The organism is Neobacillus cucumis, assembly GCF_023715505.1.
The window spans coordinates 219,268-232,013 of record NZ_JAMBOH010000001.1 but is presented as its reverse complement, the minus strand read 5'-3'; the positions used below and the strand labels follow the sequence as shown (position 1 = coordinate 232,013).

The following is a 12,746-nucleotide window of genomic DNA, read 5'->3' as shown; positions in this document are numbered from 1 at the left end:
TTAAAAAAAGTCTGTGTTAAAGGTCATTGTTGATTTTATAACGATGTTGATAGGAGTGGAAATCAACATCCAAGTTTAACATTGTCAAAAAAAGACCCAGTTAGATGGGTCTTTTTAAAAAATCATGTTTACTATCTAGGAGGAATTCTTTTAATGTCAGTTTTACAACATATATTAGATACATACTCACAGTTTTTTAACTGGGAAATGTGGGGAGAGGTGTTAACAAATCCTGTCAGCTGGGGATTGATAGGTACTCTTGTTATTTTAGAAGGGTTACTTTCTGCAGATAATGCCTTAGTTTTAGCCGTCATGGTTAAACATCTGCCACCCGAAAAACGGAAGAAAGCTCTGTTTTACGGTTTATTAGGTGCCTATGTCTTCCGGTTTATAGCGATTGGAATCGGGGTATTCTTAATCAAACTATGGTGGGTAAAAATATTAGGTGCAGGTTACTTGGCATGGTTATCCATTAAGTACTTTATGGATAAGCGAAAAGGTGCTGAGGAAGAAGAGCAGCATGAGGAAGGTATCAATCAAAAAGGATTCTTAATTCGCTTATTTGGAACATTCTGGGGAACAGTTGCTGCTGTCGAATTGATGGATATTGCTTTTTCCGTTGACAGTGTTTTGGCAGCATTTGGTGTTAGTGAAGAAGTTTGGGTTTTATTAATTGGCGGTATGCTCGGCGTCTTAATGATGCGGGGGGTAGCAGGTGTTTTCTTAACACTAATTGATCGCGTGCCAGAACTTGAAACAACTGCTTATATCTTAATCCTAATCATTGCGATCAAAATGCTGCTCGCAGTATTTCATATTGAAATGGGACATATTACATTCTTTATTATCTTACTATTAACCTTTGGTGCTACTTTTATCGTTCATTATAACAATAAGAAAAAGGAAGGCAGCAGGGAAAATAATTCATAATGTTTGTCAAAGGGTGGGGAGCTGACGAAAGTCTGTTTCCCTCTCTTTTTTACCATTCACAGAGGAGAAACGGGTTATGGAATTTTTTACATACTTTTACGAAGCTGAAATTGAACGGTTTTTCTTCCGAAGACCAGGGACATTTACAAAATACACAAAACGAGATCTTTTGTCCTATGGCTTAGGTGCAACACTCTATATGCCAGCTACCCGCCCGAATATCCATCAGGAAATCCTTTCAAAAAAGTATGAGGGTTTAACCTCGCTTGTCATAGATTTGGAGGATGCAGTAAGCGATCATGAAGTGGATACCGCTGAAAATTTGCTTGTTGGGGAATTATTAAAGTTACAAGAGGAATGTAGTAAAGGATTTTTGAGCTTCCAGGATTTACCACTAATATTTATCCGGATTCGTCAACTCGATCAATTGCAACACCTTAAGAATCAGTTGGGTGATGCATTGAACCTTCTAACAGGCGTAGTTATCCCTAAATTCAGCGTTGAATTTGGCAAGGATTTCTTGGAAATAGTACGTGACGTTCATACTGAGGATCATCCTTTTTATGCAATGCCCATACTCGAAACAGTTAAGGTTATCCAGAAGGAAACAAGAATGAATGAATTATTGGAGATCAAGCACCTTTTAGATCAATACAAGGATTGTATTCTGAATGTTCGAATAGGGGCGACAGATTTCTGTGGTTTGTACGGCATACGGAGAAATATGGATACAACTGTTTATGATATTGCTGTTTTAAGAGATTGTATTTCCGATATTATTAATGTCTTTCAACGTTTTGATAGTTCATATGTGATCTCAGGTCCTGTCTGGGAATACTTCTCTGCGAAAAAAAGGATGTTAAAGCCTCAGCTCCGGCAAACTCCGTTCCGTGAACGATACGGAGAGGAAGGACTCAAATGGAGAGCCCAATTAATTGATGATAATATGGATGGTCTAATCCGTGAAATTCTGATGGATATTAGTAATGGGTTAACAGGTAAAACGATCATTCATCCATCACATATTAAGGTTGTTCAGGCCCTTAATGTCGTTTCCTATGAAGAATTTATTGATGCCAGTAATATAGTAAAAGCATTCGATGAAAATAATGGGGTTATGAAAAGTGAATTTGCGAATAAAATGAACGAAGTAAAGCCGCATTATTTTTGGGCCAAAAAAATATTATTAAAATCACAGGTTTACGGGGTGTTACATGAAGAATTCTCAAGCATTGACCTTATCAGAAAAGAAGTATACGTTTAACATCCTTGATTCTATTAAGGTGGAAATAAACCGTCTTCAAAATCCGTTTAATATTCCCATAGACGAGCTTTTTACAATGGCCGCTAGGATCAATAAAAAGCGTTCGTTTTTATTTATTAGTAAGGTGCTTGGAAAACATTTACCCATCGAACCTAATAAGGGTCTGCTAATCGCTGCTCTTCTAGGTGCAAGATATATAGAAAAGGTTAAGGGAGTAGAATGTCAGGAAAAAGAGAGGTTGCTATCTTTATTCCTCACAGGTGGAACTTATTACAGCCGCCCCTTTATTCCAAAACATCTAAATCCGGTCATTATTGGGTTTGCGGAAACGGCCACTGCTCTTGGACATGCTTTTTTTGATTGTTTCATGGATGCAGATTTTTTTCATACAACAAGAGAAGAGATTAGCGGGGAAAAGCCTGTAATAACCTTCGAGGAGGAACACTCCCACGCAACATCCCATCGGTGTTATGTTTCCCTAGAGATGATTGATAATCAGCGTGAAATTATTCTCGTTGATGATGAAATTACGACGGGTAACACTGCCTTAAATATTATCCAATCCATTCATGAAAAGTTTCCGAGACCTGTTTATACTGTAGTAAGTATTTTGGATTGGCGTTCACAGGAATATCAGCAAAAGTTTTTAAGGCTTGAACAAGAATTAGGAATTAAAATAAATGTGGTCAGTTTGCTATCTGGTCAAATCGAGATTCATCAATTAAAAGAATTAGAAAATCGTTCTAAAATGCTCAAAAAAACCAACCGAGAGACTTCTATAGAAGTATTGCACCTAGGATCTTATTTTACAGCTTCCCAGTATTTTTCTAAGGATCAATTGAATGGAATCCCTTATCTAAACGAAACTGGGCGTTTTGGTTTAAAGAGCTTGGGAATTTTTAATGTACATGAAAGAGTCTCTTCTGCTGCACACTTCCTAAGGCAAAATAGAGTGGGGAATCGAACACTATGCCTCGGAACTGGAGAATTTATGTATTTACCTATGAAACTAGCAGCTGAAATGGGCAGAGATGTTTATTATCAATCCACGACCAGAAGTCCGATATTTATCGAGAATAAAGAGGGGTACGGGGCGAGGTTTGGGGTCAACTTCCCTAATCCGGAGAACCAAAAGATTTCAAACTCGGTTTATAATATCCCTCCGAACTACTATGATGAATTGTTTGTATTTTTTGAAAGGGAAGTATCTGAAGAACAGCTTCAGCCAATGCTTGGCGAATTAGGAGAATTAGCTTTTCAAACAATAAAAATTGTCTTTTTTTCAAGGGAAAGGGGTGAATAAGATGCAAAAAATACTCAGCAAACCTGCAAAAATCGGAACCTATCATGAGGATGATGTTCTTTTTTTATTAAAGGATTTAAGTGACATAGTTTTGGAGGATACGGCACTTAATCGCGAAACAAAGATTCAATCAGGAGGTCATTATAGCGAATCATTGCCGATAGAATATCAGCCTCCTAAAGAGTATGTAAAATTTTTCTGGGATACCTTACAGCAATATAAACAAAAAGTAGCCCTTTGTGTTGGAGTTGTCTCAGAGCAAATCTTTCAATTAAAGGGTTCTAATTCGGTTCTCGTTTCGCTTGCCCGGGCTGGAACACCAGTTGGCATCTTAATTAAACGATATATTAAGTTGAAATACGGGATCAGCTTACCTCATTATAGTATATCCATAATCCGTGATAAGGGAATTGATGAAAATGCCCTTCACTATATCCAACAAGAGCATCCAAATGGTGAAATACAATTTGTGGACGGCTGGACAGGCAAAGGGGCTATCTCGTTAGAATTAACAAATGCATGCCGAAAATATGAAGAAAAATATCGCTTAAAGCTTGATGATACACTTGCTGTGATTGCTGATCCTGGCTGTTGCACGACACTTTATGGAACACGAGAGGACTTTTTAATACCAAGTGCTTGTTTAAATTCTACCGTATCAGGGCTTGTCAGCAGGACGGTGTTAAATAAAGCATTTATTGGTAAGGATGATTTTCACGGAGCTAAATTTTATCGGAATCTGCTTTCAGAGGATGTTTCTAATGAGTTCATTAATCTGATATCAGAAGAGTTTTCTACCATCGATAAGGAAGCAAAGGAATCGGCCTTAAATCTTTTGTCTAGTGAACTCGAAACAGGATTTATAGGATTAGAAGATGTAAAAAAAATACAAGCGGATTTTTCGATCGAGAGTGCCCATTATATTAAACCTGGGGTTGGAGAAACAACGAGGGTCCTCCTCCGCAGGGTGCCATGGAAAATTTTAATGCGTGATCCTTCAAGTCCCTTTGTTAAACATATCCTAATGCTTGCTGAAGAAAAAGGTGTGGAAGTCCAGGCTTATCCAGATATGAAGTATTTGTGCTGTGGTTTAATCAAAAAAGTCAAGGGGATACAAGCATGATTTTTGCATCTGACCTAGACCGGACATTAATTTTTTCTAAGCGGGCAATTGAAGAGTTTGGGGTGCCTGAAGGTTTACCATTAACACCAGTTGAACAAAAGGATGGCAGCTGGGTGGCTTTTATGACAGAAAACTCCTATAACCAGTTAAAAGAGCTATCAAGTCAAGGGTTGTTTGTACCTGTCACTACAAGGACGACAGAGCAGTTTTGCCGATTTGTCATTTTTGCACAAGATATTAAAATTAAATATGCCATAACGTCAAATGGTGCTAACATTCTTTTTCAAGGGATTCCAATGGGGGAATGGTCGAAGCAACTCCGTGACCGTTTAAGACTAGAGTCTGTTACGCAAGCTGAATTGCTTTCCAGATTGGACAGGGAAGGTGTTTATTTAGACGGGGTAAGGAAACAGGCGGAGGAATGGTTTTTCTATTTTCTATTAAACTGCCTTCCGTCTGATACAGAAAGAACATCCATTGAGGATTTGGCTGCCAAGTCTGGTTGGAGAATTTCACTCCAAGGAAGAAAACTATACTTTATCCCTCAGGCAATTAGTAAAGGAGTTGCTCTTGATTTTATTTGTCAACTTGAAGGGGTGAAAACGGTTGCTGGAGCGGGTGATTCTATTCTAGATTGGGATTTCCTAAAGAACTGTCAGCACCGATTTGTTCCAAACCATGGAGAACTTGCCAAACATCTGGCGCTTGTATCAGGTGGCAGTACCTCAATTTTAACAATAAATAGCGGCGTACGTGCAGGAGAAGAGATTATCCAACATTTCTATCAACTAAACCACACTAAACCTATTTTGTTACCGTAATTTTACTAATAACAAAATAGTAGAGGCAGCCAAAAAAACTGTAGCTTGCAACAAAGAACAGAAGGGCCATGGTTAATGACGGGATAACTGGAGATAGGAATATAGTAAAGATAATGCTGAAAATAAATAAATCTAAATAAATAAATAGGTCAGAAACCATTACTTCCATTAAGGTTTCTAACTCCTCCGATACCTGATCCAGTTTCGGCCGTTTATATAAAAATCTCATTGTGAGTCACCTACTTAGTATGAGTACTCCATTAATATGTAGGGACATGTGAAAATGTGAAAAAGTAGGATTAGAGCTAAAAATGAAACAAATTTAGGTCTCTTTCGTATAAACAAATGTACCAATGAAATAACTGTGATATGATGAAATGGAAACCTTACATAATTTTCTAATCGATAACAATAAGCTTCGCTTTTAGAGGGAAGGGATTATGATTGTATCCAACATTAAATCAGTTAAACGTCCATCCTGTATCCCTTTCATTTGAAAATTGGCAGGGCATGCTCAAAAAAACGCTGCCGGAACGGCCGAATTATTCAGTTGAAAATGGAACGATTCAGATTGGGCAAGTAATTGGAAAGTTTTTGGGCTTACCTATAGACACGGATGATTATTATAACCAGTTGTATGATTATGTCCATAGCCAGGAATGGAACCTTGAACTGTTAAGTGAGGATTCTCTCGATAAAACGATTAATAATACTCACTTTCAAGCTATTCAAAGAGTCATAAATATAAATAACGAGCAGAAGCTTTCAATTAATCGTTTCACGGCGTTTCTTGATGGTGAACAGCTGTTGTTAAAATCCAGGGTACCCGTTATTCACCGAAAACTAAGAGAAGCAATGATTTCCACACTTGAATTATTTGCAAACCGTGAAACGAATGGGTTGAAAAGTCATGAACTCAGGAGGGTTTTGGTCGATATTGTTAAATGGTCCTTGAACCATTTAAAACTGTTGTTAGAACAAGCTGATCCGCAAAAGGCAATGCCCAAATTCTTGTGGTATGGCGACTTTAAAAAAAGTCATCAATACTTTTTATATTATTTAATCAAGCTTGGCTGCGATCTCATCATTTTCCATCCGGAAGGCAGAGATATATTATCCGGCTTAGTCACGGAAGAAATATTCACCTATCATTACCCAAATCAGCAGTCTGCAGAGCCATTTCCTCAGGAAAAACGCAGCCGTAAAACCACAGTTGCTTACCGGGCTTCAAAAGAAATTGAGTCAATCTTAAATTCTGAGGGGTCCGGCCTTTATAAGCCCTGGCAATTACGGGATTATACACCTTCGTCCATTACGTTAAAAACGACCTATGACGAGTTGTTTATCCTAGCGAAGGAAATAGCAATGATCCGCCCGGACTTTGAGGTGAGTACCGGTGAAGTTAAGATTCCCTCGATATTTGCAAAAGTCCAAGGAGTAAGTAAGAATCGAAAGGAATATTGGGAACGGCTTCAATCAATTAGTCAATTAGACAATAGCTTGTTGATTAGAGTGCTGCCCGTTACGAATCCAAGTACTAGTGATTTTCGATATCACTATCGAAACGCTCTCGGCAAGGATGGTTTGTTGAGTGTTGAGAAGGTAATGAAATCACATTATTGGCCCTATTCCTTTTTAGCTGCAGGGTTGCAAAAAGGGATAGTCCAAGCCATAAGAAGGATTTGTGAAGCACCCGCTTTAAAACCGCTCTCAGCGGAAACTGACGAAGAAGTAAAAGTTTATCTGTTTACTCAGGCGATGTATATGCCCAAGAATATCATTCAGTTAATGGAGAAATTTGATTATTCTCAAGCAGTCCCTAAATTAATTATTTACAATAACGAAACGACAGGAAGGCTATCAAGGTCGGATGCAGCACTGCTTTTGCTTCTAAATCAATTTGGGATTGATCTCATTTTGTATAATCCATCAGGCCATAATGATATCGAAAACTATGTCGATGAACGATTATTTGATAAGCACTGGCTTGATGAAGTGGTGTTTGACTTGGAGTTTAAGGAACCATCGCTTTTTAAAAAAGGGCTTTTTCAGGGAATCTTAAAAAATTTAAGGGGAGATTAAACAGTGAATTTATCACCAAATCCATCTAACGGTTTAACACCTGCAGCGGCTGATGATGTTCTAACCGAAACAAAAGTATCAGATATAAAACTTGCTTTACGAAAAGAACCAGAAATTCAAAATTTAGCTCGTACTATTGATGAGCGAGACCAAATTCAAATATTGGAGTTTGGAAAAGAGCCGGCTGTGCAAATATCTCGTTTCTCGGATCAAATTTTAAGTAATATGAGGACAACAAAAGTAGAAGATTCTGGTGAACTGCTTAAACATCTTGGGCGGATAATGGATAAATTTGATGCCAAGGATTTTCAAAAGACTTCTGGTGGACTTTTTGGCAAGCTGTTTAAAAAGGGCGAAAAAATCGTCGAAAAGCTATTTGGCAAATATCAAACTATGGGGTCGGAAATCGACAAAGTTTATGTGGAAATCTCAAAATATCAGCATGAAATGGTCGATGCGACTAATATGCTTGAACAAATGTATGAACAAAATTATCAATACTATCTAACACTTGAAAAATATATTGTTGCCGGTGAATTAAAGGTAGAAGAATTGAAGAACACCAGCCTTCCACAGCTTGAGGCCCGCGTTGCTCAAGGTGATCAACTTGCTTCGATGCAGTTGGATTCATTAAAAAATGCAATTGACCTGTTGGAACAGAGGATATATGACCTTGAAATGGCCAAGATGGTTGCTCTTCAGACAGCTCCACAAATTCGATTGTTGCAAAGAGGGAATACCAAACTTATTGGAAAAATTAACTCTGCTTTTGTAACGACGATTCCTATTTTTAAAAATGGGTTAATTCAAGCAGTTGCAGCAAAAAGGCAGAAGCTTGTGGCCGATTCCATGAGCGAACTTGATCGAAGAACCAATGAGATGTTATTAAGAAATGCTCAGAATATTTCTCAACAAAGTACTGATATCGCAAGACTTGCTGGCGGTCCTAGCATTAAAATCGAGACAATTGAAGAATCCTGGAATATTATCATCAAAGGGATGCAAGAAACACGTGCAATTGAAGAGGAAAATAAACGTCTTCGAATTGAAGGTACGAAACGGTTAGAACAGCTGCAAGAAAACTTTAAAAAATTGAAACAATCCTAAATTCTATACAAATATTTTAATGAGGTGAATAATATGGCAATTAATTTACAAAAAGGCCAGCGAGTTGATTTAACAAAAGGAAATCCAGGATTAACGAAAATTATGGTAGGTTTAGGCTGGGATCCTGTCCAAAGCGGCGGCGGCAAATTATTCGGCGGCTTATTTGGCGGCGGTGCTAGCAGCTCCAATGTAGACTGTGATGCCTCTGTCATAATGCTCGGGGCGAATGACAAATTACAAAACAATAAAGATGTTATTTATTTCGGAAACTTAAAAAGTAACGATGGCAGTGTCCAGCACTCCGGCGATAACTTAACAGGAGATGGAGACGGTGATGACGAACAAATTATGATAGATCTAAGCCGGGTTCCCGCGAACATTCAAAAACTAGTTTTTGTTGTTAATATTTATGATTGTGTAAAAAGAAAACAACATTTTGGAATGATTCAAAATGCGTTTATTCGAGTTGTGAATCCTACTACAAATCAAGAGCTTCTTCACTACAATTTAACCGATAATTATAGCGGTCTTACATGCCTTGTGACGGGCGAGATCTATCGCCACGGCAATGAGTGGAAGTTTGCTGCGATCGGCAGTGGAACGAATGCTGCAAGCTTGAGTGAGGTTGTTCGTTCTTACAGCTAATCCTCAGATTTTTCTTAATACTATTTCTGTTTTATCTGATAAAGCTTTGTAAGAGGTGATTTAGTTGGGAATTAACCTATCAAAAGGACAAAGGATAGATCTAACGAAAACAAACCATGGGTTAACAAAGGTCATTGTGGGTCTTGGCTGGGATACAAACCGCTATCATGGCGGTTACGACTTTGACTTGGATGCTTCCGCATTCTTAACAGATGCAAACAGCAGAGTGGTCCAGGATGCCGACTTTATCTTTTATAATAACTTAGTGGATCCTTCTGGAGCTGTCGAACATACAGGGGATAACCGAACTGGTGAAGGGGACGGCGATGATGAACAAATTAGGATTGACTTCAGTAAAGTGCCCTCCCATGTGCATCGAATTGCGATTACAGTCACGATCCATGATGCTGATGCTAGAAATCAAAATTTTGGTCAAGTCTCCAATGCCTTTGTTCGTCTAGTGGATGAGGAGACAGATAGAGAGGTCCTCAGATTTGACTTAGGCGAGGATTTTTCAGTTGAAACAGCTGTGGTTATTTGTGAGGTTTATCGTCATAATGGTGAATGGAAATTTAACGCTGTCGGAAGTGGTTTCGCAGGCGGTTTGGCGGCACTTTGCCGGAATTTTGGGTTAGAAGTTTAGCATATTGATTTGGGGAGCTGTCAACGATGTTGATAGCTCCTCTATTTTCTATCATGGCAATCCCCATAAATTATGATAAAATGGAGAAATATGAATCACAGGGAGTGTCTTAAGTTGAAACAATATCTACAATTATGTGAACATGTATTGAAAAATGGCCATCTTAAAGGCGACCGTACTGGTACTGGGACGATTAGCACATTTGGCTACCAAATGAGATTTAACCTTGAGGAAGGTTTCCCGCTTTTAACGACAAAGAAGCTGCACCTAAGATCCATTATTTATGAATTGCTTTGGTTTCTAAAAGGAGACACAAATGTACGTTACCTCCAGGAGAACGGAGTGCGGATCTGGAATGAGTGGGCGGATGAACATGGTGAATTAGGTCCGGTTTACGGTCATCAATGGCGCTCTTGGACAGGGGCTGATGGTAATACCGTTGATCAAATCAGCGAATTAATTGAGCAAATTAAAACCAATCCAAATTCACGAAGATTGCTTGTGAATGCCTGGAATGTAGCTGAAATTGACAAGATGGCCCTGCCGCCTTGTCACTGTCTGTTTCAATTTTATGTTGCTGATGGAAAATTGTCTTGTCAGTTATACCAGCGTTCTGCAGACGTCTTTCTTGGTGTCCCTTTTAATATTGCATCATATGCGCTTTTAACGTTAATGATTGCCCAGGTCTGTGATTTAAAACCGGGTGAGTTTATTCATACATTTGGGGATGTGCACATTTATCAGAACCATCTCGAACAAGTAAAAGAACAATTGTCGAGGGAACCGCGAAAATTGCCAACCTTGAAAATCAATCCAAATGTGAAGGATATCTACTCTTTTGAATATAACGACTTTACTTTAGAAGGTTACGACCCACATCCACACATTAAAGGAGCCGTCAGTGTATGATTTCTTTTATTGTCGCAATGGATCAAAATGGTGCTATCGGTAAGGATAATCAACTCCCATGGCATTTACCGGAGGACTTAAAGTTTTTTAAAAGGGTAACAATGGGACACCCGATTGCAATGGGGAGAAAAACACATGAATCGATTGGACGCGTCCTGCCAGGCCGAGAAAATATCGTAATTACCAGACAGCCTGACTATCAAAGTGAAGGCTGTACCGTTTACTCCTCAATCGATGAGTTTGTGATGAATAGCCGAAAGCAAGATAACGAATTTTTTGTTATTGGCGGAGCTGAAATTTTTCGGGAGACATTTCCATTTGCGGATAGACTATATATTACCTATATTGATGAAACTTTTGCGGCAGATACCTTTTTTCCTTCGTTTAAACAAGAGGATTGGGTCCTAACATCGGTTGAAAAAGGGATTAAAAATGAAAAAAATCCTTACGATTATGAATTTAGAATCTACGAGAGAAAAAACGGACACTAATAGAAAAAAGCATCTATAAATGCTTTTTTATTAAGAAATAGGTCCCTAATGCATTTTTCCTCTGATATCTCCAAAAATTGCCGTCATAATATTTTAAAGATTTAATCAACACTGAGAAGATTGACTTAAGCGCTCGTAATTGTTAAATTGTCTATAGTGAATTACTATTAATTGTGAAAACGTTAAATGTCACTTTAATTGAATTTTTATTGGATTTTGTGAAATAACTATGAATTATTGAGGATAATTACCTCAAAAGGATATTTCAATACTATAATCATAGTAGAAATATACAACATCATTTGAAGGGGATGTAAATCCATGTTTTCTAATATCGGAGTGCCCGGATTAATTTTGATATTAACTCTTGCATTAATTATTTTTGGACCAAAGAAACTTCCTGAAATCGGTAAGGCTTTTGGACAAACTTTAAAAGAATTTAAAAAATCTACTCGTGAATTAACGGATGATGTTATGGAAGATATTACAGAAGAAAAGAAAAATTTGACTAAATAAGGTGTAAGATTCTATCTTGCACCTTTTTCTTCACGAAGATAAACCTATATGGATGCGTGAAAACATGTTAATCTCTCTAGTGAAGTGACTATTTACAGACAGAACATTTTAACATACTTTCACTTTTTTAACCTTTCAAATTGGCAGGGGAAGTACATGGAAGATAAAGAATTAAATTTAGTTGATCATTTAGAGGAATTGCGCAAACGGATTATTATATCTGCTCTGGCATTTATCGTCTTTTTTATTGTTGGCTTTATCTATGTAGACGATATTTATAAATGGTTTGTTGGAAATACTAAGCTTCTCGTTCTCGGACCAAGTGATATTATGTGGATTTATTTCATGCTCGCCGGCGTTGTCGCCTTGGCTGGGACAATTCCAGTTTTAGCCTTACAAATCTGGTTATTTGTCAGGCCTGCACTACGACCAAATGAACGAAAAATAACCGTCACCTATGTCCCAGCACTATTTATATTATTTGTTTTGGGGCTTGCATTTGGATATTTTGTAATTTTTCCAATGGTACTTAACTTTTTGGTGAACATTGGTCAAGATATGTTTGTTACGAACTTCACTGCTGACAGGTATTTTAGTTTTATATTGAATATGACTCTTCCATTTGGAGTTTTGTTTGAATTACCAGTAGTAGTTATGTTTTTAACCTCGCTTGGAATCATTAATCCGTTTGTTTTAGCGAAAATTCGTAAGTATGCCTATTTTGTTCTAATTATCATTGCCGTTGTTATTACACCTCCTGATTTTATGTCTGATTTTGTTGTAACTTTACCGTTGTTACTACTTTATGAAGTGAGCATTAATTTATCAAAGTTCGTTTATCGAAAAAAGTTAAAAAAGCAGCAAAATGAAGATCATGAAGATGAAGTTATAGAAGCATAATCTAGTTAAGAA

The 12,746-nt window shown here is 37.7% G+C and carries 14 protein-coding genes; 13 read left to right on the top strand and 1 reads right to left on the bottom strand.

What is annotated here, in order from left to right; translation table 11 throughout:
• Window positions 1-153: 153 nt before the first annotated feature.
• The 5 genes from M3226_RS01195 to M3226_RS01175 all read left to right on the top strand — a co-directional run bounded on the left by M3226_RS01195 (window position 154) and on the right by M3226_RS01175 (window position 5,441).
• Entirely contained in the window at window positions 154-930 is a 777-nt protein-coding gene (locus M3226_RS01195) for a TerC family protein (protein WP_251561834.1), read from the top strand.
• A 76-nt stretch (window positions 931-1,006) separates the two neighbouring features.
• Window positions 1,007-2,194, top strand: coding sequence for an HpcH/HpaI aldolase/citrate lyase family protein (locus M3226_RS01190; RefSeq protein WP_251561832.1), 1,188 nt, complete (start codon window positions 1,007-1,009; stop codon window positions 2,192-2,194).
• Entirely contained in the window at window positions 2,145-3,497 is a 1,353-nt protein-coding gene (locus M3226_RS01185; protein ID WP_251561831.1) for a phosphoribosyltransferase family protein, read from the top strand. Before M3226_RS01190 ends, M3226_RS01185 begins: the two co-directional genes overlap by 50 nt.
• A 1-nt stretch (window position 3,498) precedes the next feature.
• Window positions 3,499-4,620, top strand: a complete 1,122-nt coding sequence (locus tag M3226_RS01180; protein WP_251561829.1) for a cysteine protease StiP family protein — start codon at window positions 3,499-3,501, stop codon at window positions 4,618-4,620.
• The gene (locus M3226_RS01175) at window positions 4,617-5,441 is read left to right on the top strand and encodes a hypothetical protein (RefSeq protein ID WP_251561827.1); all 825 of its coding nucleotides are present in this window, start codon (window positions 4,617-4,619) and stop codon (window positions 5,439-5,441) included. The genes M3226_RS01180 and M3226_RS01175 overlap by 4 nt, the downstream gene beginning before the upstream one ends.
• Here M3226_RS01175 and M3226_RS01170 read toward each other — a convergent pair.
• Complete coding sequence (locus M3226_RS01170; protein ID WP_251561825.1) at window positions 5,425-5,670, bottom strand: hypothetical protein; 246 nt, start codon at window positions 5,668-5,670, stop codon at window positions 5,425-5,427. The two genes, M3226_RS01175 and M3226_RS01170, sit on opposite strands and share 17 nt — an antisense overlap.
• A gap of 215 nt (window positions 5,671-5,885) precedes the next feature.
• Here M3226_RS01170 and M3226_RS01165 point away from each other — a divergent pair, with 215 nt between their 5' ends.
• The 8 genes from M3226_RS01165 to tatC all read left to right on the top strand — a co-directional run bounded on the left by M3226_RS01165 (window position 5,886) and on the right by tatC (window position 12,734).
• Window positions 5,886-7,523, top strand: a complete 1,638-nt coding sequence (locus tag M3226_RS01165) for a YceG family protein (RefSeq protein WP_251561823.1) — start codon at window positions 5,886-5,888, stop codon at window positions 7,521-7,523.
• A 3-nt stretch (window positions 7,524-7,526) separates the two neighbouring features.
• Window positions 7,527-8,630, top strand: a complete 1,104-nt coding sequence (locus M3226_RS01160) for a toxic anion resistance protein (protein WP_251561821.1) — start codon at window positions 7,527-7,529, stop codon at window positions 8,628-8,630.
• A gap of 33 nt (window positions 8,631-8,663) precedes the next feature.
• Window positions 8,664-9,275, top strand: coding sequence for a TerD family protein (locus M3226_RS01155; protein WP_251561819.1), 612 nt, complete (start codon window positions 8,664-8,666; stop codon window positions 9,273-9,275).
• Window positions 9,276-9,339: 64 nt separating this feature from the next.
• The gene (locus tag M3226_RS01150) at window positions 9,340-9,918 is read left to right on the top strand and encodes a TerD family protein (protein WP_251561817.1); all 579 of its coding nucleotides are present in this window, start codon (window positions 9,340-9,342) and stop codon (window positions 9,916-9,918) included.
• 114 nt (window positions 9,919-10,032) lie between these two features.
• Window positions 10,033-10,827: a thymidylate synthase gene (locus M3226_RS01145; protein ID WP_251561815.1), complete on the top strand. Its 795-nt coding sequence runs from the start codon at window positions 10,033-10,035 to the stop codon at window positions 10,825-10,827.
• Window positions 10,824-11,318 carry a dihydrofolate reductase gene (locus M3226_RS01140; protein WP_144562917.1) on the top strand — a complete coding sequence of 165 codons (495 nt, stop codon included), beginning with the start codon at window positions 10,824-10,826 and terminating at the stop codon, window positions 11,316-11,318. The genes M3226_RS01145 and M3226_RS01140 overlap by 4 nt, the downstream gene beginning before the upstream one ends.
• A 321-nt stretch (window positions 11,319-11,639) precedes the next feature.
• Window positions 11,640-11,834: a twin-arginine translocase TatA/TatE family subunit gene (gene tatA / locus M3226_RS01135; RefSeq protein ID WP_098530498.1), complete on the top strand. Its 195-nt coding sequence runs from the start codon at window positions 11,640-11,642 to the stop codon at window positions 11,832-11,834.
• Window positions 11,835-11,990: 156 nt separating this feature from the next.
• A complete protein-coding gene (tatC, locus tag M3226_RS01130) occupies window positions 11,991-12,734 on the top strand; it encodes a twin-arginine translocase subunit TatC (RefSeq protein WP_251561813.1) in 744 nt (247 codons plus the stop codon).
• Window positions 12,735-12,746 lie beyond the last annotated feature (12 nt).

Excerpts from the sequence above, each read along its gene's own strand:
- tatC (WP_251561813.1), top strand. The coding sequence starts at position 11,991 with ATGGAAGATAAAGAATTAAATTTAGTTGATCATTTAGAGGAATTGCGC.
- M3226_RS01175 (WP_251561827.1), top strand. The coding sequence starts at position 4,617 with ATGATTTTTGCATCTGACCTAGACCGGACATTAATTTTTTCTAAGCGG.
- M3226_RS01180 (WP_251561829.1), top strand. The coding sequence starts at position 3,499 with ATGCAAAAAATACTCAGCAAACCTGCAAAAATCGGAACCTATCATGAG.
- M3226_RS01155 (WP_251561819.1), top strand. The coding sequence starts at position 8,664 with ATGGCAATTAATTTACAAAAAGGCCAGCGAGTTGATTTAACAAAAGGA.
- tatA (WP_098530498.1), top strand. The coding sequence starts at position 11,640 with ATGTTTTCTAATATCGGAGTGCCCGGATTAATTTTGATATTAACTCTT.
- M3226_RS01170 (WP_251561825.1), bottom strand. The coding sequence starts at position 5,670 with ATGAGATTTTTATATAAACGGCCGAAACTGGATCAGGTATCGGAGGAG.
- M3226_RS01185 (WP_251561831.1), top strand. The coding sequence starts at position 2,145 with ATGAAGAATTCTCAAGCATTGACCTTATCAGAAAAGAAGTATACGTTT.
- M3226_RS01140 (WP_144562917.1), top strand. The coding sequence starts at position 10,824 with ATGATTTCTTTTATTGTCGCAATGGATCAAAATGGTGCTATCGGTAAG.
- M3226_RS01190 (WP_251561832.1), top strand. The coding sequence starts at position 1,007 with ATGGAATTTTTTACATACTTTTACGAAGCTGAAATTGAACGGTTTTTC.
- M3226_RS01195 (WP_251561834.1), top strand. The coding sequence starts at position 154 with ATGTCAGTTTTACAACATATATTAGATACATACTCACAGTTTTTTAAC.